This is a genomic window from Thiemannella venezuelensis, assembly GCF_014203605.1.
Lineage (GTDB): Bacteria > Actinomycetota > Actinomycetes > Streptosporangiales > Streptosporangiaceae > Planomonospora_A > Planomonospora_A venezuelensis.
In genome coordinates this window covers 99169-123344 of record NZ_JACHJJ010000023.1, presented here as the reverse complement: position 1 = coordinate 123344, position 24176 = coordinate 99169, and the positions used below count along the sequence as shown (strand labels likewise).

Sequence of the window (24176 nt, the reverse complement as noted above, 5' to 3'; positions counted from 1 at the left end):
TCCGAGGTATCTCGGCCGCCCTCGCCAGGCTCCTTAACGTCACTGGCCGTTCGGTTACGGGAGTGTAAGAACACACCACCACCTGGACAGCCTCCCCTTCCTAACTATACTGACGAGTCAGACTAATTTGGAGTGTAGATGGCATCCGAGACGGTGGGGCCCGTTCGCCGACGGGCTCTGGTGGTGGGCTGCGGGATGGCCGGGTGCGCCGCGGCGTGGTGGTTGGAACACGAGGGATGGGAGGTCGTGCTCGTAGACAAGGAGGTCGAGCCGTACCCGAGCAGCTACCTCCTGCAGTTGGACGCTCAAGCGGTGCGGGTCCTGCGACTCATGGGCGGCCAGGAGATCATCGACCGGGTGACCTTCGCGGCGCCGGCGATGTCGGTGCGGTGGGGCACCCGCAGGGTCCGCGAGCTCACGATCGACGGTGACGGCGAGTGGCGCCTTGCTCGCCGTTCGGTGCTGCTGTCGAGACTGTTTGCGCACCTGCCCGCCACGGTACAAACGCGGCTGGGCGTCGGGCTCGAGGCGCTGGAGCACCGTAGCCACGACGTCCTGGCCCGGTTCAGCGACGGTTCGACCGAGTCATTCGACATGGTGGTCGGGGCGGACGGGCTGCACTCGACGGTGCGCCGGCTGACGTTGGCCTCCCAAGCGCACAGCGTGTACCTCAATGGCCTGTCCCACGTGTGGATCAACGCCGATGTGCCCCTGCCCGACGGGCGTGCGGTGATCGCGTCTCGTGAAGGGATGCTGTCGCTGATCTACCCGTTCCTGGACACCGACCAGACGTCGGTCATGGCGGTTGTTCCCGTGCCGAGCGCGACCACGCCGGACGAGTCGATGCTGGTCGAGCGGGTCTGTGACATGGTCGAGCGCCTGGGCCCGGACATGCGCGCGGTCGCGGTGGCGGCACGGAAGTCTCGAGACACCAAGCTGACCCGGTTCTCGCAGGTGCGGCTGCCACGCTGGTACACCCGCCGGGTCGTGCTCCTGGGCGACTCCGCGCACTGCATCGACCCGGTGTCCGGGATGGGGGCGCACGCGTCGTTGCAGGGCGCCAAGACGCTGGCCGAGTCCCTGCGGGACACGGATGACGTCACGGCCGCCTTCGCGCGGCTCGAAGCCGAGATCCGCCCCTTCGCCAAGACGGCGCAGAGCATCACGGCGCGGGCCGTGGAGTTCAGCACCGGGGTGCAGGGACGCAGCCGGGTGGCCACCCTCGCCGGAGGGGCCGGCGACCTGTTGGCCACCATCCCGGCGGCACTGACGAGGTTCAACAGCCGCAGGCGGGCCGTTCGCCGGGCATGAGCCCCTGCCTGCGGGTCACCGACTGTCATGAGGTCGCCTGGTGGTCGGGCACACTGATCGCCGAGAGATATCGCTACGGCACGTGAGAGAGACTGATGGGACGCACAGCAGGACGAGGGCCCCAGGACACCAAGCGGTTGATCCTGGACGCCGCGAGGGGCGTCGTCGTGTCGCAGGGGGCCCGGGCGACCCTTGAGGACGTGGCGGTCGCGGCCGGCCTGACCCGCGGGGCCGTGATCTACCACTACAGCTCGAAGAACGCGCTGTGGATCGCGCTGGCCCGCGACGTGCTTGCCCGGTTCCACCAGGCGGTGCAGGAGCGCATCGAGGACGGCCGGGCGCCTGGCCGCCTGGCGCGCGCCTTCATCCGCGCGTCACTGGAGGGCGACGGGATCGACGCTGTCGGCGAGCGGCTGTTCCTCCTGGCCGCCCTCGCCGCCACCCCTGGGGTCCCCGAGATCGTCGCCGAGGACGGGGCCCGCTGGAAGGCGGAGATGGCCGAAGACGGACTCTCCGTGGGAGCACGCACCGTCATCCTCAACGCCGTCGACGGCGCCGGCCTGATGACCGGATGGGGGCTCAAGCCCGACCGTGCCGAGCTCGTCGCCCTGCGCATCGAGCTGGAGAGCCTCACCGCTGCCGGCTCTTAGCACCGCCTCGGGCGCATCGACGATCTCAGTTCGGCGTCGCCCGGTATCCGAGGACCGGCCTGTTCGCTCGTCGAGCGACGATCCCGTGCGCGGCGGGCCTTGACCGGGCGATGCCGGCGCACAAGAGCCGGTGTTCGGGCGCCGTGCCAGGCCGTCCGCGCCGTGCAGTCGACGGCCTCGGCGGTCTCGGTGAACACCACCGTCGATGACGCCGCGCCGAAGACGGTGCAACCAGCATCATCCCTTCGCGCCCCAGCGGTCGGCATCGCGGCCAAGGACACAGGCGACCCGGCCAGGACGAGGGAACACACGTCCACGATCCGCAGCCGCTGGTCCGATGTCGAGTGCGGCTCGACCGCCACGTCCGGCAGCGCGTTGTCCAGGATCGGCATGCCCATCGTGAGCGTGAGCAGGCTCACGCTCAACACGGCGACGGCACCCGCCGTCGGCTGGGCGACATGTCTGCGCTGTGGAGGGGCTGGTGACCGGGCCGCTCTTCGTCATGGGTTGTCCGCAACATCCGTACCGATGAATGACCTCACCGATTTGGAACTGTACTGACACGTCAGTACAGTTATTAGCAGATGAGGTAGAGGCCGGCAGGCCACACACGAACGGAGTGATCATGAACAGTGCCAGCACCCGATCCGCCGACGTCGTCGTCGTCGGTGCCGGGCTCGCAGGACTCACGGCAGCGGATCAGCTCACCCGGGCGGGGTATGACGTCGTCGTCGTCGAGGGCCGCGATCGCGTCGGTGGACGCATCCGCAAGGCCGAGATCGCGGGTGTCTCCGTCGATGCTGGAGCGACCTGGGTGGCGCCGGGTCACACAGCGGTACGCGATCTCGCGAGCCGGCTCGGCTGCGAGTTCGTGCCCCAGTTCCGTCCGGGCAAAGGGGTCATCTCCTTCGGGGGCAGGCGCAAGACCGACGGCATCACCGCCCTGGCGCCCTGGGTGATGCTCGACCTCTGGCGCATCATGAGCGGGCTGCAGAAGATGGTCGACGGCCTTCCCGTCTCATCGCCTTGGGAGCACCCCCATGCCGCGCGGCATGATTCGATGTCGCTCGGCGAGTGGCTGACCGCAGAGCACGCCCTGAAGGACACCCGGAAGTTCTTGAACGTCTTCAGCCTGGTGCACTGGGGTGCGCCCGTCGGCGAGGTGTCACTGTTCAACGTGATGCGCTACATCAAGAACCTGGGCGGCATCGAGCACATGCTCGCCGTCGAGGGCGGCGACCAGCAGGACCGAGTGCTGGGAACGACTTACACGCTGGTCAGCAGGCTCGCCGACACGCTGGGGTCCCGTGTGCTCGTCGACTCCCCGGTAGAGCGCATCACCACAGTCGGTGAACGTGTCACGGTCGAGACCGGCAAGCACACGATCGAAGCCCAGTACGTCATTGTGACGGCGTCGCCGGCACACCGCTCGACCATCGAGTTCACACCCGCCCTCCCGGAGCGCCACTACGGGCTCTCCCGCAGCTGGCGGCTGGGAGCGCTCAGCAAGGCCTTCGTCGCCTACGACCGCCCCTTCTGGCGGGACGAAGGCCTGTCGGGAGAGGGAGTGTCCGACGACGAGACCGTCTTCCTCACCTTCGACGTCAGCCCCGCCGCCGACGGCCCCGGCATCCTCATGGTCTTCTGCGACGGACGCGGGTTCGACGCCTACGACAAGGACGAGCGCCGCCGCCGCGTCGTGAGGCACCTCGTCCACCTGTACGGTGAACCCGCGCGCCACATCATCGACTACACCGACTTCTCCTGGGGCAACGACGTGTTCGCGCCCGGCGGGCCGAATCCGGCAGTCGGGACGAAGGCATGGACCACATTCGGACCGTTCCTGCGTGAGCCGGTCGGACTCGTGCACTGGGCCGGCACCGAGACAGCCGATGAGACGTCCGGCACCATGAACGGCGCGATCCTGTCGGGCCAGCGAGCGGCAACCGAGGTGGCCGCCCGTCTCGCCTCGACCTCTCATGATCTTTCTGTGGTCGGCTGAGTCGTTCGGCTACGGTGTGTTTTCGCGGCCTGGCCAGCGCGTCCGCCTTGCTGTCGCGCCGGGCGGACAGGGTTCCACTGACCCGTTGGATTCATTCTGCTGGTCGTGGACAGGGGTTTTCGCTGGTCAGGTCGGCACAGGTAAGGCCTGCAGGCGGGTGACGGCGTGATGATCTGCATCACGCAGGGCCAGTGTGCGGCGATGCGCAGCCGCGGCGACACCCTCCGCCTATCGAGTGGCGTTTCAGATCAATCCGCCGATCCGGGGCGGCTCCATAGTGGGCAGACATACACCAAGTCATCCAGCCAGTCTTCGCGCTTCTCAGGATCGGAATGCCGCCATGGTGAGTGCACGTTTCAAGCCGACCGAGGTACCTATGGGCACCTATCCGGTCGCCCCTGGGCGATTGACGCCTGGAACCCAGATCACGGTTGCTGTGCTCTGGGTGCGAGAGGACAAAAGCGAGGTCGGCGCGGTGTGGGAGATGACACCCGGAGTCCTCGACGAGACCCAAGGCAACGAGTCGTTCGTCATCCTCAGCGGCCGGTCGCGGGTGGATTTCCCGGACGGACGGGTGCTCGAATTCGGCCCCGGAGACGTCGGTGTGCTGGCGCCTGGAGACACCTGTCGTTGGACGACGCTGGAGACGGTGCGCAAAGTCGTCGTCTTCCGCATCACGTAAATCACCGTATTCGGTTCTCAACCGGGCCGATCCAGAAGGTCAGTGGATGCTACTCGAAGGCAAGATCGCCACAACGGGGCTGGCAGTTCGTTTCAAGCGGGTGGCGCTCGGACTCAATGCCTCGGGCGGCCGAACTGGCAGGGTCGATTCCTGACGCTCTGTCGTGACCCTCCTCAGGAGGCCCCGCGCCGATAATCCCTCCCGAAGACAGCCCTCTCGCCCCCACCCTGCCCCATCACCTGAAACGACCACCCGGCAAGGCCGAAATGCCACGGCGCCGCAACGCCATTCACCGAGGAGGAGTCATGAACGACTCGATCAGCGCAAACGACCACCCCGAGCAGACCACCCAGGAGTCCGAAGTGCCCTCAAAGGACAGGCTGCTCGAAGGTAAGGTCGCCATCGTCACAGGAGCCGCTCGTGGACAGGGCGCCTCCCACGCGAAACACCTCGCACAAGAGGGAGCATACGTGCTCCTCACCGACATCCTGGACGACCTGGGAAAGACGGTTGCGCAAGAGCTGCGGGACCAGGGTCACCAGGCCGGTTACGCACGATTGGACGTGCGGGACAGCTCACAGTGGAATGAGGTCGTCGCGGAGCTCGTCAAAACCAAGGGTTCGCTCGACATCCTGGTCAACAACGCCGGCGTCTGCGAGGTGTCGGCGGTGGAGGAGTGCTCCGACGCCGAGTGGGCATTGGTCATGGAGACCAATGCGGGGGGCGTCCTGCGAGGTTGCCGCTCAGCGATTCCCGCGATGAAGGCGACGGGCGGTGGTGTGATCGTCAACACCGCCTCGGTGCAGGCGGTCAAGGGAACGTGGGGGTATGCCGCCTACCAGGCGAGCAAGGCCGCTGTTGTGGCGCTGACACGATCGATGGCCATCACCTACGCGAAGGAGAATATCCGGGTCAACGCCATCGCCCCGTCAGCGGTGAACACAGAGATGCTGAAGCACGAAATGGAGCACTTCGCCACGAACGAGTACTTCGACTTCGACACATGGCTGTGGTCCCAGCCGATCAGCCGCGTCGCCGAGCCGGAAGAGGTGTCGAAGCTCGTGGTGTTCCTCGTCTCCGATCTTTCCGCCTATTCCACCGGCGGGGTGTTCCCCGTCGATGGCGGACTCCTCGCCGGATGAAAGGCGAGCACACCATCACGCGTGTCCGCACTGTCTGGTGATCAGTGCATTCACGCCATATCTCAACGGGGCTGAGCTTGTTCCGCTTCGACGGACACCACCGTTGTGGTGGTCAGATCGCGCAGGCGGTCTCATAGCCGGCCGGGCTACGGCAGCCCAGGCTGCTGTGCGGGCGCTGCACGTTGTACCAGCGATCTGCTCAGCCGCTTCCACCTTGTGCACCGCGCCGGTGCAGCTTGACGATCTCGGCTGTGAACTCACGGGCAGCCGAGCGGCGAGGACGCGGTTTTCTTCCCTCCCCTGCCATGTGCTCCATCATGGACATCCTTTGCGGGACGAGCCCCTGATCTCGGATGTCCGTCAAACCGGATCAAGCCCAAGCTGGCAGTTCGTTTCAAGCGGGTGGCGCTCGGACTCAATGCCTCGGGCGGCCGAACTGGCAGGGTCGATTCCTGACGCTCTGTCGTGACCCTCCTCAGGAGGCCCCGCGCCGATAATCCCTCCCGAAGACAGCCCTCTCGCCCCCACCCTGCCCCATCACCTGAAACGACCACCCGGCAAGGCCGAAATGCCACGGCGCCGCAACGCCATTCACCGAGGAGGAGTCATGAACGACTCGATCAGCGCAAACGACCACCCCGAGCAGACCACTCAGGAGTCTGAAGTGCTCACAGAGGACATGCTGCTCGAAGATGTGTCGATCGATGGCATGTGCGGCGTTTACTAGCCAGGATCGGACTACGCGATGACAAATTTGTTGAATGACGCCTGGGAGCTGTCTCCCAGTGTGGCATTGCGGCCGGAGCCGTTCGGAGCACTGGCTTACCACTTCGGCAACCGGCGTTTGTCCTTCATCAAACGCCCGGAGCTGGTATCCGTCGTCACTGCGCTCGCCGATCAGCCCGACGCTCGTGCCGCACTGGTCCTGGCGGGGGTATCCCCGGAGCAGTGGCCCGCTTATTCCTCCGCGCTGCGCGGCCTGGCCGCCGCCGACATGATCAGACGCCGTACGTCCGGCACCCCACGCACACAGTCGAACACGAGCCCGGACGCGCAGCCGGCAGCAGGCAGGACCGGTACGGCCAGCGGAGGGCTCGTCAAGCGGTTCGAATACGGCCTTGCCGCCCCGATCTGCCTGACCTGGGAACTCACCTACGCCTGCAATCTGTCGTGCGTGCACTGTCTTTCCTCGTCGGGACGGCGAGACCCCCGCGAGCTGAGCACACGACAGTGCGAGGCGGTGATCGACGAGCTGCAGGCCATGCAGGTTTTCTACGTCAACATCGGCGGCGGGGAACCGACGATCCGGCCGGACTTCTGGCACCTGCTGGACTACGCGGTGAGCCGCCGGGTCGGGGTGAAGTTCTCGACCAACGGAGTGCGCCTCACGCCCGAGCGGGCCCGGCACCTGGCGGCCACCGACTATGTCGACGTGCAGGTGTCCCTGGATGGCGCCACGGCCGAGGTGAACGACCGGGTGCGGGGCCCTGGTTCGTACGCGACGGCGATGCGGGCACTGGACAACCTGGCCGCCGCCGGCTTCGAGAACGCGAAGCTGTCGGTGGTCGTCACCCGTGAGAACGCAGGCCAGCTCGATGACTTCAAGGCGATCGCGGATGAGCGTGGAGCGACGCTCCGGCTCACCCGGTTGCGCCCCTCGGGGCGCGGCGCGGATGTGTGGGACGATCTGCACCCGACGGCTGAACAGCAGCGTGATCTGTACGAATGGCTGCTGAGGTCGGGTGAGGACGTGCTGACCGGTGACTCGTTCTTCCATCTGGCCGGCTATGGCGAGTCGCTGCCCGGGCTGAACCTGTGCGGCGCGGGCCGGGTGGTGTGCCTGATCGATCCGATCGGAGACGTGTACGCGTGCCCGTTCGCGATTCACGACCGCTTCCACGCGGGCAATCTGCTGTCGGCGGGAGGGTTCGCCCAGGTGTGGCGCGAGTCAGAGCTGTTCACGGAGCTGCGTTCGCCGCAGACCTCCGGTGCCTGTACGGGATGCGCCTTCTTCGACTCCTGCCGGGGCGGGTGCATGGCGGCGAAGTTCTTCACCGGCCTGCCGCTGGACGGGCCCGATCCCGAATGCGTGCAGGGGCACGCGGCCGACGCGCTGGCCGCGGCCGGGCGGACGGTGCCCCGTCCCAGCCAGGACCACTCCCGCCGTGTCCCGGTACAGATCGGCCCACGCCCCGCCGCTCCGCCGGTGCGCGCCTGCGCGGAGAGCCCTCTGGCCGGGTTGGTCGTCTCTTCGGAACGAGGTTTGTGATGGCTGCTTGGTTCGAAACGGTGGCCGCCGCGCAGAGCAGGGCCCGGCGCCGCCTGCCCAGGTCGGTGTACTCGGCGCTGCTGGCCGGCTCGGAGAAAGGCGTGACCTATCGCGACAACGTGGGCGCCTTCGCCGAGCTCGGTTTCGTGCCCCATGTCGCGGACCTGCCCGCCAAGCGTGACCTGTCCACCACCGTGATGGGCCAGCCCGTGTCGCTGCCGGTGCTCATCTCGCCCACCGGCGTGCAGGCCGTGCATCCGGACGCCGAGGTGGCGGTCGCGCGCGCGGCCGCCGCCCGCGGGACGATCATGGGGCTGAGCAACTTCGCCAGCAAGCCGGTCGAGGAGGTCGTCACGGCCAACCCCCAGACCTTCTTCCAGATGTACTGGATGGGCACCAAGGAGTCCATGACGGCGGAGATGGAGCGTGCCCGGGCCGCCGGCGTCAAAGGCCTGATCGTGACACTGGACTGGACGTTCTCCCACGGCCGCGACTGGGGCAGCCCGTGGATTCCCGACCGGCTGGACCTCAAGGCGATGGTCAAGCTGGCACCTCAGGCGCTGGCCCGGCCAGGTTGGCTCCTTGACTTCGTCAGATCCGGCCGCCTGCCCGACCTGGCGGTGCCCAACGTGGTCCCGGCCGGGCAAACGCCCCCGACGTTCTTCGGCGCCTATGGAACATGGATGCAGACACCGCCCCCCACCTGGGAAGACGTCGAATGGATGCGGGAACGGTGGGACGGCCCGTTCATGATCAAAGGCATCGGCCGCCTGGATGACGCCCGCCGGGCCGTGGATGCCGGAGCCACCGCGATCTCGGTGTCCAATCACGGGGGCAACAACCTGGATGGCATCCCGGCCAGCATCCGGCTGCTGCCGGCCATCGCCGAGGCGGTCGGCTCACAGGTCGAGGTGCTGCTGGACGGAGGCGTCCGGCGTGGTAGCGATGTGGTCAAGGCATTGGCGCTCGGTGCGCGGGCGGTCATGATCGGGCGGGCCTACCTGTGGGGGCTGGCAGCCAACGGCCAGGCCGGGGTGGAGAACGTGCTCGACGTCCTGCGCAACGGGATCGACTCGGCGCTGCTGGGCCTCGGCCACGCATCCGTCCGCGACCTGCGGCCGTCCGACGTGGTGATCCCGCCCGGCTTCACCCGGGAGATCGGCAGCTAAAGGTGTCAGCAGACCTGCCCTGGCCCGCGCTGCCGTCATCGCCCACCGTCCTGGTCCCCCTCGGGTCGACCGAGCAGCACGGCCCGCATCTGCCGCTCCACACCGACACCACGATCGCTGCCGCGGTCGCACAGGCCTGCGCGGCTCGCCTGGCCGCTCCGGTGATGATCGCCCCCGCTCTCGCCTACGGCGCCAGCGGCGAGCACCAGGGCTTCCCTGGCACCATGTCGCTCGGTACGGAGGCTCTGCGGTTCCTGTCGATCGAGCTCGTCCGGTCCATATCACTGTGGGCCGGACGCATCGTGATCGTCAATGGGCACGGCGGAAACGTGCGCGGCCTGGTCGCCGCCGTCACACAGCTACGGTCCGAACGTCATCATGTGGCGTGGGTTCCGTGCGCCGCCGACGGCGCCGACGCACACGCGGGACGCAGCGAGACCTCGCTCATGCTGCACCTGGCCCCCCACCTTGTGGACCTGACATGCGCGAAGCCCGGCAACCTCACTCCCCTCCCCCGCCTCATGCCGGACATCATCGCCCGGGGCATCGCCGGCGTGTCGCCCTCGGGAGTGCTCGGGGATCCCACCGCCGCCTCGGCGCAGGAAGGGCAGCGCCTGTTCGATCGAATGGCCGAGGACGTGGCAGCCAGGATCAGCGACGGTCACGTAGATCAAAACGGCTGCCTGATGCACCTCCGCGCGGTGCCATGTCAGACGTGAGCACGACCAGGACCGCCCCATGACCGGCATCGCAGCCATCCGCGCCCTGTGCCTGCAGGGCTACCACTCGGCCGATGGAGGAGTCCTCCCATGACCAGCATCCGCGACGCCGGCCTGCTGCCGACCGGCTTCACCGTCCGGCTGAACCGGCACGTGCGCGTCCGCGACCAGGGACGCACACTGGTCGGCGGGGCTCCGACCCGCATGATCCGCCTGTCCCCGGCCGCCGGCGATTACCTCCACGAGCGCACCATCCGCGTCCGTGACCGCTCCTCCGCCCTGCTCGCCGACCGGTTGATCGAAGGCGGTCTGGCCGATCCCATCGTGGCCGACCTGCCCGACCTCGACCCGGCACAGGTGACGGTCGTGATTCCCGTCCGCGACCGGCCCGCCGCCCTGGACAGACTGCTCACCTGCATCGGTGACCGGCACCACGTGATCGTCGTGGATGACGCATCACTCGCTCCTGCCGCCATCGCCGACGTCGTGGCCCGCCACCGCGCCGAACTCGTCGCCCTGAAACGGAACATGGGTCCCGCCACCGCCCGTAACGAGGGATTGAAACGGGTCACCACTCCTTATGTCGCCTTCGCCGATGACGACGTGGTCCTCGAGCCCGACGCTCTGCCACTCCTGCTGCGGCACTTCCATGACCCGCGCGTGGCCATGGTCGCCCCGCGCGTGCTGGGACTGCGCCTGCCCGGCCGGGACCGGTGGGTCGGACGCTACGAGGACGCCCGCTCCTCCCTCGACCTCGGCGTGCATCCTGGCATCGTCCGCCCCCGTGCGCCCGTCTCCTGGGTGCCCAGTGCCTGCCTGCTCGCCAGAGTCGACGCTCTCGGATCCGGCTTCAGCGCCGGCATGCGCGTCGGCGAGGACGTCGACCTCGCCTGGCGACTGGCCGGTGAAGGCCACCGGGTCCGCTACGAACCGGCCGCGATCGTCCATCACGAACACCGCACCGCCATCCCCGACTGGCTCAGGCGCAAGGCCTTCTACGGCACCGGAGCCGACCTGCTCGCCCAGCGGCACGGCCGTGATGTCGCCCCCGCCATCGTCACCCCGTGGAGTGCCGCCTTCGCCGCGGCTCTTCTCCTGCAACGCCGATGGTCCCTGCCGGCCGCCGCGCTCATCTTCGCCGCGGCCACCTTGCGCCTGTCGAGCAAGGTCCGCAACACCGAGCGCCCTGTCCGGCTCGGCGCCGTCCTCACCTTCGACCGCGCCCTCGCGGCGACCTGGCAGCTCAAGGCTCTGCTCCTGCGCCACTGGTGGCCGCTGGCCGCGATCGGCTGCCTGTTGTCCCGTCGCATGCGCCGGGCCGTGGCCGCCGCCGCCCTTTTCGATACGGTCGTCGACTTTCGCCGTACCAAGGCCCACCTCGACCCGTTCCGTTTCGCCATCGCCCGCCGTCTGGACGACGTCGCCTACGGGTGCGGTGTCTGGTACGGCGCGTTCAAGGGCCGCTCACTGCGAGCACTCCTGCCCGACATCCGCTGGAAGGGAACTCACAGTCACCACGAGCGGTCAACCGACGTCCGGCGAGCGGAGATCAGGTAGGTGCCGACCATGGCCCGGCATCTGCGACCCGACGTCGTGTTGATGGACGTGCGGATGCCGCGGCTTGATGGAATCTCCGCCACCAATGACGTGACCACGGTCTGCACCGTGCTGATCCTGATGACGTTCGCCATCTATGAGAATGCAGCGTTCGTATCGAAGTGTGGCCGCATCCGAGGTCTGTCGTCGTTTCTACGCCTGAGGATCCCGACGGCGAGGATGGGGATTCGGTGCCGGTGTTCATCCCTAGCAGACATTCGGCCTGCCCGAGGGCGTTCAGGAAACGCTCTGCGGTGGGGACCTAAGCCCACCTTCCCGCCGCCGGGCATGATTCCCCGCTCCAGCTGAAGACAACTGCGCGGATGCAGCCTGCCGCACACGTTGAAGGTCACATCATCATCAATGCCTTGGCGCGCCACGCGCGCTCACACAATGCCGTCGAACTGCTTCACCGTGACTCCATCGACTGCCCGTGTCACGCCCCGGCGTCGCGGTCAGGTACCTTCTGCCACACCTTCCGGTAGGAGGCCGGGGTGCTGCCGTACACCCGTTTGAAGTCATTGATGAAGTGGCTCGCATCGGCGTAGCCCCAGCGCATGGCGATGGTCTGGACCATGTCGCCGGTATGCAGCAGGTCGCGGTAGGCACGCTCCAACCGGCGCCGGCGCACCAGGGAGCCGAAGCTCTCGTCCGAGTCGGCGAACAGGCGATGCAGCGAGCGTACGGAGATTCCGTGCTGCTCGGCGGCCCGGGCCGGCAGGACATGACCGAGATGGAGGTGGTCGTCGATCCACCGGCTCACCGACAGGCGCATGCTCTCGCTGACTGCCGCTTTTGACGGCTGGCGATACTCCTGCACCGCGCTGAGCAGGAGTTCGACGACGACGTTGCGCGCTGCACTGATGGCGGTGGGGCTGAGCCGGTCGGCCTCGGCCGCGATGGTAAGGAGCACCCCGCGCAGGAGACGCAGTGTGGCCTGGTCCCCCTCGATCACCGCCTCGTCCAGGATCAGGGAGTTGCTTCTCGACATGTGCAGTGCCGGCTTCGGAACGAGTACCACGGTCTGCGACATCGGGCCGAGGATCTCGGACTCCACCAACGTCGTGGCGTCCCAGACCTCGACCGGTGCCGACACCACGTACTCCCGGTGGTCACCGAACACGACTCGCTCGCTGAACGTGCGCGTGTTCACCGACACTCCGATGTACTGGGTCACCGGCGAGTCACCCGTGAAGCGGACGCCGAAGGGATCGGCTTCGACATCGACCAGAACGAGGTCTTGCAGCGTGCGCCGCCGAAACCGTCCGCGAAACGACGTGAGCTGCTTCGGGAACCACACCGAATCGGCCATGCGACTCGACACGTAGGCGTTGTTCCACGCCCGGACACACTCGGGGGTGATCGGCCCGTCCATGTGCAGGCGCTCCCCAGTCTCCACCATCACCACAAGACCTCCGGTGTGGCAGGCCACAAGCCCGCACGGTACGGCGCGAGCCGAGCGGGACGGGCATCGGATCGAATGCTCTTCACGCGTTGCTCCGGGTCGTCACGGGTCAGCGAGCCACGGGCTGACCGGTCATCGTGCTCCCACCGTAGACGCGATTTGTTCACCTGACAATGTCAGTTGAACAACTCCTTGCCATCGAGGCCCTGAGGTCTCATACGATCAGACCGTGGCACACGTGAGCGCCGCTGAGCGCCGACCGCAGCTGATCCGCGCCGCCATCACCGTGATGAGCCGGGACGGCGTAGCCGCCGCCAGCACGCGTGCGATCGCCGCCGAACTCGGCATCGCACAGGCGACGGTGCACTACGTCTACGGCGCCAAGGACGAGTTGTACCGAGCGGTAATCGAGCAACTGACCACGGACATCGCCGAGCAGGTCCGGGGCATTGACATACCGACGGAACCGGACTTCCAAGCCACCATCGGCGCGTACGCCCGGCAGCTATGGCGTACCGTCGTCGAGCAGCCCCACATCCACCAGCTGATCACCGAGCTCTTCGTGATGGGCCTTCGTTCCCCGTCCCTGCGCCCCACCGTCACCGACTATCAGCGGCAGCTCGACATCGTCTTCGAGAACGCGTTACGGGAGGCGGCAGCATACACGGGCACGACATTGGCCCGTCCGGTCGAGGAGGTGGCCCGTTTCTTCTTCGCCGGGCTCGACGGACTGATCCTGCATCGGCTCGCCCGCCCCGACGACATGGCCGACGAGCGCTCGCTCGAGCAGATCGTGGCGGCCACGGTGGCTTTGGCCGAGGGGCACTTGCCCCTCTCGGTCGTGTGACGCAGGCAACCGCAGGTCTCCGGCTCCCCGGCGTCAGACGCCGGGATGTCCTCAGGTCTCGGCGTCAGCTGCGAAGTGAGATCCCTCGCCGGCCGCGATCGCCGAAGGACGCTCAAGCGGGCCAGGACGCCGCTCTCCTCCTGATCCCCGTCCTGTCTAGCCTGACTTCGGGCCAGCGGGCGCAGGAGGCGCGCTGAGCGCGGCTCACCGCTGAGGCGGGAAGTCGGCCGGCAGCACTGTCCTGCGACCTTATCCGGGCGCTCATCTGGGAACAGCAGACCAATGCCGAGATCTCCACTTCGATACCGCCGCGGCTGCCCGTTGTGCGCGGGCCGGAGCCAACCGGCCACCACGAACATGAGGACCGATTCCTCTGGCTTCGAGCCTTGTCAATCACCCACGATCCACACAATTTGACAATTGCTCTCAGGAAAGCCGGTTCACCGGCCGATGGACATGAGCAGCCCAATACACAAGATAACCAGCGAATCTTCGGGGCTACGGAAGGTGTGGTCATGCCGCTGTTCCCGGGTCGTCTTACCGGCGGACGCAGCGCTCAAAGCTCTGCCACATGGCAGAGCTCAAGCCGGTGGCCGACGGCTGGCGCGTACCTGCTTGTGCTGTTGTGCCTGGTCGCCTCCTTCGCCACCGCGGCGCAGCAGCGCGCGGAGATACAGGCCAGCGAGCAGGAACGGCGTGACAAGACCATGGCCGATGTGGTCGCGGCGATCTCGGCCACGGTGTTGCGTCACACCGACTTCATCGCGACCCTGCACGCCACCGTGGTGACCCGGCCGGACATGACCAACCGGCAGTTCGCCGAGTGGATCACCGAGTCGGAGGTCTTCGACCGCTACCCCGGCGGAGCCGGTTACGGCTACATCCAGCTCGTGCCGGCCGCACAACTGGACGATTTCCAGCAGGCGATCCGCACCGATCCTCCCCGCCTTCCGGCCGGGGCTCCCGCCGGGAATCTGTCCGTGGTCCCCGCCGGCTCCCGCTCGGCGTACTGCCTGGCCCGCCTGAGCGCCGCCCCGGCCTCCTCTCCTTACGCCGCATATCCACCGGGTTTCGACTACTGCGCCCTCCAGCGCGGGTCGGGCCATGCGACCCCCGACGGACCGGATGACGAGACCGACGCAGTGATGGCGACCTTGGACGCGCGCACGGGACTGTTCGCGCTGCTCCGTTTCGTCTCCGCCCCCGCCGCCACGCCGGCGGCCATCGAGGAGCGTCATGCTCCACCGCGCGGGTTCGTGATCAGTGCTTTCGACGCCAGGGCCATCATCGCCGCCGGCCTGAGCAGTCACCACGACCTGCGGGTGGAACTGCTGTACCGGCCCCGCCCCGGCGCGAAGACACCCCTGAACAGCGCGGCACCCATCGTCTTGGCCGCCGGCGGCTCCACACCGCAATCTGCGGTGACGCGGGAGCTTCCCATCGGCGCCGACAGCACCTGGAGCGTCCGCGTCACCAGCGGTTCCGCTGAGGCAGACCGCCATGCCGATATGGCGTTCTGGGCCACGCTGGGCAGCGGCCTGTTGCTGTCGGCGCTCCTGGCGGCGTTCATGCACGTGCTGGCACGCAGCCGCCGGTACGCCCTCGACCTGGTGGCCCGCAAGACCGAGCAACTGCGCTACCAGGCCACCCACGACGCTCTCACCGGGCTGCCCAACCGCGCGCTGATCCTGGAGCAGGTGGGACAGGCGCTGGACGACTGCCAGCAGCCGGATACGGCCATCGCGGTCATGTTCCTCGATCTGGACGGCTTCAAGAACGTCAACGACACTTTTGGGCACGCCGCCGGTGACCGGCTGCTCCGCGCGGTCGCCCAACGGGTGACCGGCGTGCTGCGCGATGAGAGCACCGTGGGCCGGCTCGGCGGAGACGAGTTCGTGGTCCTGCTACGGGATGCACGAGACGGCCGGCCGGAGACAGTCGCGACCCGGATCATCCAGGCTGTACAAGAGCCGTTCATCCTGGGAGATGATCGGGCATACGAGGTGCGCGTCGGCACCAGCATCGGAATCGCCACCGGCCCACCGGGCAGTGCCGACGAGTTGCTACGGGACGCCGACCTGGCTCTCTACCAGGCCAAGAAGGCAGGAAAAGGCCGCTACGTGATGTTCGCGCCCGCCGTATCCGGTCATGCCGACACCCCGATCGCCCGGTAAGCCGACAACGACGACTCCACCCGCGCCGGTCCGCAGGTGCCGTGGTCCGCCCGGTCTCCGAAGGGCTCCAGAACGGGACGGTCGGATCGCTGCGGGCGGCCTGATAGTCCCGCAAGCGCACAGCAGAGCCAGGAAAAGCTCAATGTCCAGCTGATCTTGCATCGGTGACATCGGGCGGTGATGGCGTGGCGCGGATTTTCTATGAGGGCGCCCTGACGGCACAGGAAAGTAGACATGCGGCAGCCGACATGGATGGGGTCAGGCGACCGGCTGGCCCTCCTCGACCTGCTCGCTGAACACCATGACGTCGGTACTTCCGCGTGCGCGGAGCGTCGGCTGCACCACGCACAACCCTCGGCCAAGTTCACGAATGAAGGAGAAGCCCATGGGACTGCTGGACGGCAAGGTGGTGTTCATCACCGGTGGAGGCCGCGGACAGGGCCGCGCTCACGCTCTCGCGTCGGCGCAAGAGGGCGCAGACGTCATCCTCACCGACATCGACGCTCCCATCAAGACAGTCCCCTACGACCTGGCGGGAAAGGAAGACCTCGCGGAGACGGTTCGCCTCGTCGAAACTCTGGGCCGACGCGCTCTGTCGGTCGTCGCGGATGTCCGCTCCCAGCAGGCGCTGGATGACGCCGTCAGCCAGGGCATCGCCGCGTTCGGCAAGATCGACTGCCTCATCGCCAACGCGGGCATCCTCACCGAGGGGAAAGTCTGGGAGCTGGACGACGAGACCTGGCAGGACATGATCGACGTCAACCTCACGGGAGTATGGCGCTCGGTCAAGGCGGTCCTGCCCCACATGATCGAACGCAAGAGCGGATCCATCGTCATCACCGCCTCGTCCAACTCGGACGACCCCGACCCCGGCATCGCGCACTACACGGCGGCAAAGGCCGGCGTCATCGGCCTGATGAAGAACGTGGCGGTGGAGGTCGCGCCCTTCGGCATCCGCTGCAACGCGATCAAGCCTGGCTTCATCGCCAGCGAGATGACCTCATGGCAGGGCATGCTGGACCGGTACGCCGGCCATGAGGGTGGAACCATCGAGCACATGCACCAGGCCGGTTACTTCTTCAACGCGCTGCCGATGCCCATGATGCAGCCGGAGTCGACCGCCAAGGTGGCGCTCTTCCTGAACTCGGACCTGGCCGCCTATGTGACCGGCCAGCACTTCTTCGTGGACGCCGGCCACTCCGTCCTCTCTCGGACCAACCTGGGCGCAGTCATACCGTCCGCCGAAGCCTGACGTACGGACGGTTCCGCATCACACGAGGGGCGCCAGCGTGGCAAACCAATAAGCCCCGCGCCTGCCTAGACCGGCCATCCGCACAAGCCCGTGAGTGACATCCTGCACCGGCCCGGGGAGTCTCCCCGCAAGGCAGGCCTGTTGAGGGCGGAGATCCAGGAGAACGGCGATCTTCTATAACCAGTCGTCCACGAACTGGATCTCCGTTGACTGCCGAGTATTCCGACTTGGCTGTTTCTCGTGCTGTCGAGGCAATCTGCGAAGCAGGCGGCCTTCCCTGGTCGGCGGTTTCAGCGGCGCTGGGAGGCAGCGTGGCGTGCGGGACGGCTAGAAACGCCAGCACGAGCATGGCGATGGTGACGTACCGATGCCAGGGCGTCCACTTGCGCGCCTGTAGGAGGTCAGGCCGAGCAGGTCCTCGCCGTGCTCGTCGTCCTCCCTGGCCTTCCAGCGTATCCCGGCCGCATCGATCAGCTGGGGGAAGTGCGGAGCCCGTCAACCTGAGGTGCCCCGCAGTACTGGTCGGCCATACCGGCCGACCAGTGCCCTTGTAGATCGCGCTGGGATCGTCAACGATCAGCATCCCATCGGAGCGGCCCAGGCGCGGAGCGGCAGCTGGATGAAGCCGCGGACGGCTCCCCCGGGCCTGCGGACTGCCTGCCCTGCCATGCGCAGTTCCGGCAATCGGCTCGCGAGCGTCCGCAGAGCGATCTCTCCTGTCAGCCGGGCCAACGAAGACTCCAGTCCCATGGCACCGCTGACGGCGAGATGCCTGGGGCCGGAAGTACGGGTGATGTCGAAGCGCGCAGGGTCGGGAAACTGGTCGGGGTCCCGGTGGGCCGCAGCGAGCATCACAAGAACTCTGCTACCGGAGGGCACTGTGTGTCCTGCCAGCTCGATGCGCTCAGACGCAATACGCAAGATGAACTGGCGAGGAGGATCGAACCGCAGGGTCTCTTCGGCTGCTTTGTCCGCCAGTTGCGGTGCCGCCTTGAGCATCTGCCACTGGTCAGGGTAGGCCGCCAGCGCGGCCACCGCATTGCCGATCAGATTGACTGCGATGTCGAGGCCGGAAACGATCAGCTCCTTGCATGCTTCGATGATCTCCTCCAGGTTCAATCTGGCGGGGGCGGTGCTGGGCCAGCCAGTCGTGCCGGCGTCCGGGTTCTCCCGGCGTTCCCACTGACGGACGTGACCGAGCAGCCTGTCCGGGTCGTGTTCTGGCGTGCGGCCGCGGCGCGCAGCGGTGAGCCGGCTGATCAGGTCACCGCCGGGATGCTTACGTCGCTCACGTTGAAGCCGGATCAGCAATGCCTCCAGATCCTCGTTCGCGTCGTGCAGTTCTTCGGCCTGTCTTGCTGAGGGCCTCCCGCCGACCGAGCGGCCCATGACGGCGCACAGGTCGGCAAAACGTGCTGAGTCGCCATGGGGAATGCCCAGTACTTCACTGAGGCACGCAGTGACCAGGGGAAGGGCGAAGTCGTCGATCAGATCGAACGCGTCGCCATCTGCAGCCCGGCTGAGCAGGTTATGTGCGGTGACCTCGACGCGGGAAACGGAGGGCTGCAGCGCCGGCTTCACCAGTGAGGCGGCGATGGTACACGCGTGATCGTTTTCCTGCATCCGTGCCTCGAACGGGCTGGCAGCGGCGGGTGTCTCCCCAGGCGTGGGTGCACGCCTCCCAGCAGGGCGGGCAAATGACCCCCATGCCAAGAAGCGGGGGTCGTGCAGAACCCGGCTGCAGCGGTCATACGACAAGACGGCGAGCATCCCGGTACGGCTGCGATAGACCGGCTCCTGAGCGCGCATCTGCTCATACAGCCCGTAGGCGTCACCGCAGAACCCTGGTTCGAGAAGCCTGGCCAAAGGATCACCGGTGCGGGCCAGCAGCCACAGCCACAACCGGTTGGGGGAAGCACCGGCCTGGAACCGCGCGGTGCCGGTGGGGTGATAGCTCATCGTCTCTCCCTGATCGGGTCGTCTGCGGCAGTCACCGGATGCCGCTGAGACGGCCACGTCTCATATGAGGCAGATTCTGCTCGTGCTTGTGGAGCGGCGATACAGACGAAAGTCGATTAACACTGTTCGCAGGCATGAGTTCGCCGTTCGGAGGAGAGCAAGCACCCTTTCGTGGCACCCAGGCCCGGTCTCAGGCGATCGATAGCCCGAGCTGTGCCCGGGCGCCTGGTGTCGGGCGCGGCGTGGACCCGGCTGCAGTCAGGGGCTCGGCGTCGCCCGTGACGACTGTCAGCCATCCGTCCTGTCCCGGGCGGCGTTCCGCAGGCCACGTACAGCACTCACGCCGCCCGGGCCGGTCTCCCACAGGACCTGGATGGTCCGCGCGCTCCCGACCCGGACGCGCTCTGCGCAGCAGGGGACACGGGTAGGCCCCGGCGGTCCCCTCAGCCGCCCGGCGAGTGGCCGAAACGAGCAGCCACGGGTGAAACCGCCGTAGAGCTGCCGGTGATACCGGCATCGACCACCAGGCCCCGGCTGCCGATGTGGTCCTTTCCCGCGGCAGCAGGTGCTGCTTGCACGATCTTCCTCGTTCCTCAGTGCTGGACGGGCTCGCTGCTCAACTTCTGGCCGCGAAGCAGAAACCACGCGACGACAGCGGCGACAAGCAGCAAGGCGGCGCCGACGCCGGCGGCCAGAGCCACTCCGCCGACGAAGGACTCGCGTGCCGCGCGCAGCAGCGCGGCGGCCGCATCGGCGGGCATGCGCGCGGCGGCCACCACGGCTCCGGCCAGCGACTCGTGTGCCGCCTGCGGGGTTCCGGCCGGCCCGGTGAAGTCCTGGTAGATGTTGGTGACGACCGACCCCAGCAGGGCGATGCCGAGAGCGGTACCCAGTTCGTAGGCCGTCTCCGAGACCGCCGAAGCGGCACCGGCCTGCTCCTTGGGGACGGCGGTGAGGATGATGTCCGAAGTAACCGTGAACGACAGTCCGGCGCCGAATCCGACGATCAGCAACGTGGCGCCCAGCAGGGGGTAGCCGGTGGACTGGCTGATCGTGGTGAGCGCGGCCAGGGCCAGGCCGATGACGGCCAGGCCGCTGGAGACGACCGCGCGCACCGAGAAGCGTCGCGCCGCGGCGCCGGCGACCAAGCCGGCCACGACCGCGCCGACGGCGGCCGGCAGCTCGGCGATGCCCGCTTCGATGGGACGCCGGTCCTGGACGAGCTGCAGGTACTGGGAGAGGAAGAACAGCAGCCCGGACAGCCCGAGGATGGTCAGCAGGTTCGCCAGGACGGCCCCGCTGAAGCCACCGTTGCGAAACAGCCGGACGTCCACCAGCGGGACGGGAAGACGGCGCTGACGCCGGACGAACCCGTAGAGAGCGGCCCCACCGAGCAGGCCTGCCGCCAGGGTGGGCCAGGTGAACCCGTCAGCGGCGGCCTCCTTGATCGCGTACACGACGCCGACCATGCCGACCAGCGACAGCAAGACACTCGGCAGGTCCCACGGCCCCGGGGAGGGGTTGCGCGATTCCGGCAGCATCTTGATCCCGACGACGACCAGCAACGCCATCACCGGCAGGTTGATCAGGAACACCGAGCCCCACCAGAAGTGCTCCAGCAGCAGACCGCCGACGATTGGGCCGACCGCCATACCCGCCGAAGCGGCGGCGCTCCAGATACCGATGGCGAGAGTGCGCTCCCGGGGGTCCTGGAAGAGGTTGCGGATCAGCGCGAGGGTGGAGGGCATCAGCGTGGCGCCGGCGACACCGAGCAACGCCCGGGCGGCGATCATCATCTCGGGAGTCTGCGCGTAGGCGTTGAGTACCGAGACCAGCCCGAAGGCGGTGGCTCCGATCAGCAGCAGGCGCTTGCGGCCGATGCGGTCGCCCAGGCTGCCCATGGAGATGAGCAGGCCGGCGATCACGAACGAGTAGGCGTCGCCGATCCACAGCAGCTGAGTGCCGGAAGGCTGCAGATCCTCACTGAGGTAGGGCGTGGCCAGACCCAAGACGGTGGCATCCACCGCCACGAGCAGCACGGCAAGCACCAGGACGCCCAAGGCGAGCCAGCGGCCGGGACGCCGCTGCGTGCTGTCCTGCTCCCCCGAACGCAGAACACTGGTCATGATTCGTCCCTTCGCATCGCACCACCGAGCAACAACTCGGCGATCATGTGAGTGAAGTCATTGCGGGCCACCCGGCCCTCGGCGACGGCCCAGCTACCGGCGGCCAGCAGGCCGTAGAGAGCCTCGGTGAGCCACGTCGCGCTCAAGTCGATGCGGAATTCACCGGTTTCCTGACCTCGGCGGAACAGGCCGGTGAGCCGCTCATCGATACGGAACCAGCCCGCGTTCTGCTTTTCGCCCTCGAAGAGCTGGTTTTCGGAGTAGAGGAAGGTGAGCAGGCCCGTACAGGGCTGGATCTCGCGCACCAGACGGCGCACCGCGCCCGCGGCCGCCCCCTCCTCAAGGCGCGCCGCCTCCAAGGCCGCCTCACACTTGGCGATGCCCAGCTCCTCCAAGGCGCGTACAAGAGCATCGCGCCCGGTGAAGTGACGATTCAGCGTCGCCCTGCTGATCCCCGCGGCACGGGCGACCTCTTCCATGGTCGCCGTCGCCTTCCGCGTCAGGAGATCCGCGGCAACATGCAGCACATGATCACGATCAAAGCTCATGAGCCAATAATAACCCATAAGAGACACTGCTGCCTCAAATGAGACATGGATGACTCATCAACGAGGAACCCATGGGTGCCAGAAACTCGGCCACTCTATGCGACCTGCGCATACTCGTGGATCCTTAGATTCAGACGATCAACGCAACACTGCTGATGGATGGGTGGATCGTGGCTCGGATGGGTCGGCCGGGAATGTCGGACGCGATGAAAGCAGACTTGTGGCGGCGGTGTCGAACCATCCGCTACGCGAGGGCGAGCAGGAGGCGATCACCTGGATGAGCTGTGATCGCGACGACGGTGTGGACTACGGCCGGGTCGCCTACGCCCGCCGTCCCAGCGGCGAACCGGTCTTCGAGGATCCGGAAGTGTTCACTGTGGGCGTCCGCCCGCACGAGGGGATTCCGGGCTTCGCCCTACTCGGGGAGCACTTGATGGATGAGACGGGCAACTGAGCGGGGGGCGCGGGCAAGGCGGAGGCGTTCTCGGCTGGTGAGACGGTCGCAGCCCTGGGCCAGGCCGGCGGTGGAGGGCACCCCGATGCGTAGATGACAAACGCGACCCCTGATGATCGTCGGTGTCTAGCCAGTCGATCAAGAACAGGGGCCGCGTTCGCGTGCCATCATCCCCGATCGACATGCTCACCCGCCACTCCGAGCATGTCGCACTCTCCGATCCATGGACCGATCTGCCCGTCCTGGCCGAGGTTCTGGACACCGTGCCCGACCCGCGCAGCCGCCACGGACGCCGCTACCGGCTCGGCCCGCTGCTGGCCCTGACTCTGCTCGCCGTACTCGGCGGAGCCACCTCGATCGCGGCGATCAACCGGTCCATCAGCGGATACGACCCGGCCGTCCTGTCCGGTGCCGGGCTGACCGGCACCGCCCGCCTGGCCACCAGCACCCTGCGCAGGCTGCTCGCCCGCCTGGACGGCAACGCCCTCGATGCCGCGATCGGTACCTACCTGGCCACTGTGGCCGCCGACGGCCCGCCCACCAGCCGAGCCCCGCTGATCGGCCTGGCCATCGACGGTAAGACCCTGCGCGGCAGCCGCACCGGCGCAGGAACGGTGCATCTGCTGGCCGCCGCCCGCCACGACACCCAGACCGTCGTCGCCCAGCGCCAGGTCACGGCCAAAAGCAATGAGATCAGCGCGTTCACGCCGCTGCTGACCGGCCTGGACCTATCGAACGCAGTGGTCACCGCCGACGCCCTGCACACCCAGGCCGAGCACGCCCGGCAGATCATCGCCGCGGGCGGCCACTACCTGCTCATCGTCAAGGGCAACCAGCCCACCCTGCATCGCCGGCTCAAGACCCTGCCCTGGCGTGATGCCTTCCTCAGCGATCGCACCGACGAGCGCGGACACGGCCGCCGCGAGATCCGCCGCATGAAGATCTGCACCGTCCGGCCCGGTCTGCCCTTCCCCCACGCCGCCCAGGCCATCCAGGTCAAACGCCGCCGCACCGACCACAAGACCGGTAAGACCACCATCGTCACGGTCTACGCGATCACCAGCCTCCCTGTGGGCCGCCTCCCCCACGCCCGCCTCGCCGCGCTGATTCGCGGCCACTGGAGCATCGAGGCGCTGCACCACATCCGCGACGTCACCTACCGCGAGGACGCCTCCCGCGTCCGGACCGGTGCCGCTCCCCGCATCATGGCGAGCCTGCGGAATCTGGCCATCGGCCTGGCCCGCCTGGTCGGCTGGACCAACATCGCCGCCGCGACCGACCACTACCGCAGTCACCCCGCGGACGGGCTTCAGCTACTCGGTCTCACAACGTGAGAACGCTCCGGCCCTGGGGGCGCGGGACTCCGAGGTGTGAGGAGCCCCGCGTTCTCCGGACAGCTTCCTGATGATCACTCCATGCTGCGAGCCGTCGGCTCAGGTACTCGTTGTGGACCTCAAGCGGAGTTCGGTACCCGTTCGCGGAATGGAGCCTGCGTCGATTATAGAACCCCTCGATATACCGGACAACCTCGCGCCGTGCTTTGGCCCGGGTGGTGAAGACCATTCCGTTGAGCCACTCGTTCTTCAACGCACCAAAGAACGATTCCGCCAGGGCGTTGTCCCAGCACACGCCCGTCCGTCCAACGGACCGGCGCATGCCGTACCGAGTCAGATGCCGCCCAAATTCCTCGCTCGTATAGTTCGAACCGCGGTCGGAATAGAAGACACATCCCTGCTGCAGCTCGATCCTGCCGGCGGCCGCATCAATGGCATCGCAGATGAGCGAGGTCTTGTAGTGATCGGCCATCGCCCAGCCCGCCACCATCTTGGAATGGCATTCAATCACCGTCGCCAGATAAACGGGCTCTTCGC

General features: G+C 67.4%; 20 protein-coding genes and 1 pseudogene. 15 read left to right on the top strand and 6 right to left on the bottom strand.

What is annotated here, in order from left to right:
• The first annotated feature begins 138 nt into the window (after positions 1-138).
• Together FHS22_RS28335 and FHS22_RS28330 are read left to right on the top strand one after the other, a co-directional pair.
• Entirely contained in the window at positions 139-1311 is a 1173-nt protein-coding gene (locus FHS22_RS28335; protein ID WP_184946573.1) for an FAD-dependent oxidoreductase, read from the top strand.
• 95 nt (positions 1312-1406) lie between these two features.
• Complete coding sequence (locus FHS22_RS28330) at positions 1407-1961, top strand: TetR/AcrR family transcriptional regulator (RefSeq protein ID WP_184946571.1); 555 nt, start codon at positions 1407-1409, stop codon at positions 1959-1961.
• Here FHS22_RS28330 and FHS22_RS28325 read toward each other — a convergent pair.
• A complete protein-coding gene (locus FHS22_RS28325; RefSeq protein WP_184946569.1) occupies positions 1958-2380 on the bottom strand; it encodes a hypothetical protein in 423 nt (140 codons plus the stop codon). The genes FHS22_RS28330 and FHS22_RS28325 overlap by 4 nt on opposite strands.
• 206 nt (positions 2381-2586) lie before the next feature.
• On the opposite strand from FHS22_RS28325, the gene FHS22_RS28320 reads away from it, so the two are divergent.
• The 8 genes from FHS22_RS28320 to mftF all read left to right on the top strand — a co-directional run bounded on the left by FHS22_RS28320 (position 2587) and on the right by mftF (position 11501).
• A complete protein-coding gene (locus FHS22_RS28320) occupies positions 2587-3963 on the top strand; it encodes a flavin monoamine oxidase family protein (RefSeq protein ID WP_184946567.1) in 1377 nt (458 codons plus the stop codon).
• Positions 3964-4303: 340 nt separating this feature from the next.
• Positions 4304-4645 carry a cupin domain-containing protein gene (locus FHS22_RS28315; protein WP_184946566.1) on the top strand — a complete coding sequence of 114 codons (342 nt, stop codon included), beginning with the start codon at positions 4304-4306 and terminating at the stop codon, positions 4643-4645.
• Between the two features lie 305 nt (positions 4646-4950).
• Positions 4951-5787: an SDR family NAD(P)-dependent oxidoreductase gene (locus FHS22_RS28310; RefSeq protein ID WP_184946564.1), complete on the top strand. Its 837-nt coding sequence runs from the start codon at positions 4951-4953 to the stop codon at positions 5785-5787.
• Positions 5788-6394: 607 nt separating this feature from the next.
• Positions 6395-6514 (top strand): mycofactocin precursor MftA, encoded by a 120-nt coding sequence (gene mftA / locus FHS22_RS28305; RefSeq protein ID WP_184946562.1) that lies wholly within the window; start codon positions 6395-6397, stop codon positions 6512-6514.
• A gap of 18 nt (positions 6515-6532) precedes the next feature.
• A complete protein-coding gene (gene mftC, locus FHS22_RS28300) occupies positions 6533-8056 on the top strand; it encodes a mycofactocin radical SAM maturase (RefSeq protein ID WP_184946560.1) in 1524 nt (507 codons plus the stop codon).
• A complete protein-coding gene (gene mftD / locus FHS22_RS28295) occupies positions 8056-9225 on the top strand; it encodes a pre-mycofactocin synthase MftD (RefSeq protein WP_184946558.1) in 1170 nt (389 codons plus the stop codon). Before mftC ends, mftD begins: the two co-directional genes overlap by 1 nt.
• Before the next feature lie 2 nt (positions 9226-9227).
• Positions 9228-9944, top strand: coding sequence for a mycofactocin biosynthesis peptidyl-dipeptidase MftE (mftE, locus tag FHS22_RS28290; RefSeq protein ID WP_184946556.1), 717 nt, complete (start codon positions 9228-9230; stop codon positions 9942-9944).
• 90 nt (positions 9945-10034) lie between these two features.
• Positions 10035-11501 carry a mycofactocin biosynthesis glycosyltransferase MftF gene (mftF, locus tag FHS22_RS28285; protein ID WP_184946555.1) on the top strand — a complete coding sequence of 489 codons (1467 nt, stop codon included), beginning with the start codon at positions 10035-10037 and terminating at the stop codon, positions 11499-11501.
• Between the two features lie 475 nt (positions 11502-11976).
• Here mftF and FHS22_RS28280 read toward each other — a convergent pair whose 3' ends face one another.
• The gene (locus FHS22_RS28280) at positions 11977-12942 is read right to left on the bottom strand and encodes a helix-turn-helix domain-containing protein (protein WP_260408380.1); all 966 of its coding nucleotides are present in this window, start codon (positions 12940-12942) and stop codon (positions 11977-11979) included.
• 241 nt (positions 12943-13183) lie between these two features.
• Here FHS22_RS28280 and FHS22_RS28275 point away from each other — a divergent pair, with 241 nt between their 5' ends.
• The 3 genes from FHS22_RS28275 (at position 13184) to FHS22_RS28265 (ending at position 17218) form a co-directional block, all read left to right on the top strand.
• Complete coding sequence (locus tag FHS22_RS28275) at positions 13184-13792, top strand: TetR family transcriptional regulator (RefSeq protein ID WP_221474210.1); 609 nt, start codon at positions 13184-13186, stop codon at positions 13790-13792.
• Positions 13793-14307: 515 nt separating this feature from the next.
• Positions 14308-15966 carry a sensor domain-containing diguanylate cyclase gene (locus tag FHS22_RS28270; RefSeq protein WP_184946549.1) on the top strand — a complete coding sequence of 553 codons (1659 nt, stop codon included), beginning with the start codon at positions 14308-14310 and terminating at the stop codon, positions 15964-15966.
• A gap of 385 nt (positions 15967-16351) precedes the next feature.
• Positions 16352-17218: a mycofactocin-coupled SDR family oxidoreductase gene (locus FHS22_RS28265; RefSeq protein WP_068923818.1), complete on the top strand. Its 867-nt coding sequence runs from the start codon at positions 16352-16354 to the stop codon at positions 17216-17218.
• A 576-nt stretch (positions 17219-17794) separates the two neighbouring features.
• On the opposite strand, the gene FHS22_RS28260 is transcribed toward FHS22_RS28265, so the two are convergent.
• From FHS22_RS28260 to FHS22_RS28250, 3 genes are all read right to left on the bottom strand, one after another.
• Positions 17795-19177 (bottom strand): cytochrome P450, encoded by a 1383-nt coding sequence (locus tag FHS22_RS28260; protein WP_184946547.1) that lies wholly within the window; start codon positions 19175-19177, stop codon positions 17795-17797.
• Positions 19178-19770: 593 nt separating this feature from the next.
• Positions 19771-21303 (bottom strand): MFS transporter, encoded by a 1533-nt coding sequence (locus FHS22_RS28255; protein ID WP_184946546.1) that lies wholly within the window; start codon positions 21301-21303, stop codon positions 19771-19773.
• Complete coding sequence (locus tag FHS22_RS28250) at positions 21300-21851, bottom strand: TetR/AcrR family transcriptional regulator (protein ID WP_184946545.1); 552 nt, start codon at positions 21849-21851, stop codon at positions 21300-21302. Before FHS22_RS28250 ends, FHS22_RS28255 begins: the two co-directional genes overlap by 4 nt.
• A gap of 163 nt (positions 21852-22014) precedes the next feature.
• On the opposite strand from FHS22_RS28250, the gene FHS22_RS28245 reads away from it, so the two are divergent.
• Both FHS22_RS28245 and FHS22_RS28240 read left to right on the top strand, forming a co-directional pair.
• A complete protein-coding gene (locus FHS22_RS28245) occupies positions 22015-22305 on the top strand; it encodes a hypothetical protein (protein WP_221474209.1) in 291 nt (96 codons plus the stop codon).
• A gap of 161 nt (positions 22306-22466) precedes the next feature.
• Positions 22467-23639 (top strand): ISAs1 family transposase, encoded by a 1173-nt coding sequence (locus tag FHS22_RS28240; protein ID WP_184946543.1) that lies wholly within the window; start codon positions 22467-22469, stop codon positions 23637-23639.
• On the opposite strand, the pseudogene FHS22_RS28235 reads toward FHS22_RS28240, so the two are convergent.
• Positions 23629-24168 (bottom strand): annotated as a pseudogene (locus tag FHS22_RS28235) (integrase core domain-containing protein); the annotation flags it as partial. The gene FHS22_RS28240 and the pseudogene FHS22_RS28235 overlap by 11 nt on opposite strands.
• Positions 24169-24176: the final 8 nt, after the last annotated feature.

Excerpts from the sequence above, each read along its gene's own strand:
- FHS22_RS28335 (WP_184946573.1), top strand. The coding sequence starts at position 139 with ATGGCATCCGAGACGGTGGGGCCCGTTCGCCGACGGGCTCTGGTGGTG.
- FHS22_RS28330 (WP_184946571.1), top strand. The coding sequence starts at position 1,407 with ATGGGACGCACAGCAGGACGAGGGCCCCAGGACACCAAGCGGTTGATC.
- FHS22_RS28320 (WP_184946567.1), top strand. The coding sequence starts at position 2,587 with ATGAACAGTGCCAGCACCCGATCCGCCGACGTCGTCGTCGTCGGTGCC.
- FHS22_RS28315 (WP_184946566.1), top strand. The coding sequence starts at position 4,304 with ATGGTGAGTGCACGTTTCAAGCCGACCGAGGTACCTATGGGCACCTAT.
- FHS22_RS28310 (WP_184946564.1), top strand. The coding sequence starts at position 4,951 with ATGAACGACTCGATCAGCGCAAACGACCACCCCGAGCAGACCACCCAG.
- mftA (WP_184946562.1), top strand. The coding sequence starts at position 6,395 with ATGAACGACTCGATCAGCGCAAACGACCACCCCGAGCAGACCACTCAG.
- mftC (WP_184946560.1), top strand. The coding sequence starts at position 6,533 with ATGACAAATTTGTTGAATGACGCCTGGGAGCTGTCTCCCAGTGTGGCA.
- mftD (WP_184946558.1), top strand. The coding sequence starts at position 8,056 with ATGGCTGCTTGGTTCGAAACGGTGGCCGCCGCGCAGAGCAGGGCCCGG.
- mftF (WP_184946555.1), top strand. The coding sequence starts at position 10,035 with ATGACCAGCATCCGCGACGCCGGCCTGCTGCCGACCGGCTTCACCGTC.
- FHS22_RS28280 (WP_260408380.1), bottom strand. The coding sequence starts at position 12,942 with ATGGTGGAGACTGGGGAGCGCCTGCACATGGACGGGCCGATCACCCCC.
- FHS22_RS28270 (WP_184946549.1), top strand. The coding sequence starts at position 14,308 with ATGCCGCTGTTCCCGGGTCGTCTTACCGGCGGACGCAGCGCTCAAAGC.
- FHS22_RS28265 (WP_068923818.1), top strand. The coding sequence starts at position 16,352 with ATGGGACTGCTGGACGGCAAGGTGGTGTTCATCACCGGTGGAGGCCGC.
- FHS22_RS28260 (WP_184946547.1), bottom strand. The coding sequence starts at position 19,177 with ATGAGCTATCACCCCACCGGCACCGCGCGGTTCCAGGCCGGTGCTTCC.
- FHS22_RS28255 (WP_184946546.1), bottom strand. The coding sequence starts at position 21,303 with ATGACCAGTGTTCTGCGTTCGGGGGAGCAGGACAGCACGCAGCGGCGT.
- FHS22_RS28250 (WP_184946545.1), bottom strand. The coding sequence starts at position 21,851 with ATGAGCTTTGATCGTGATCATGTGCTGCATGTTGCCGCGGATCTCCTG.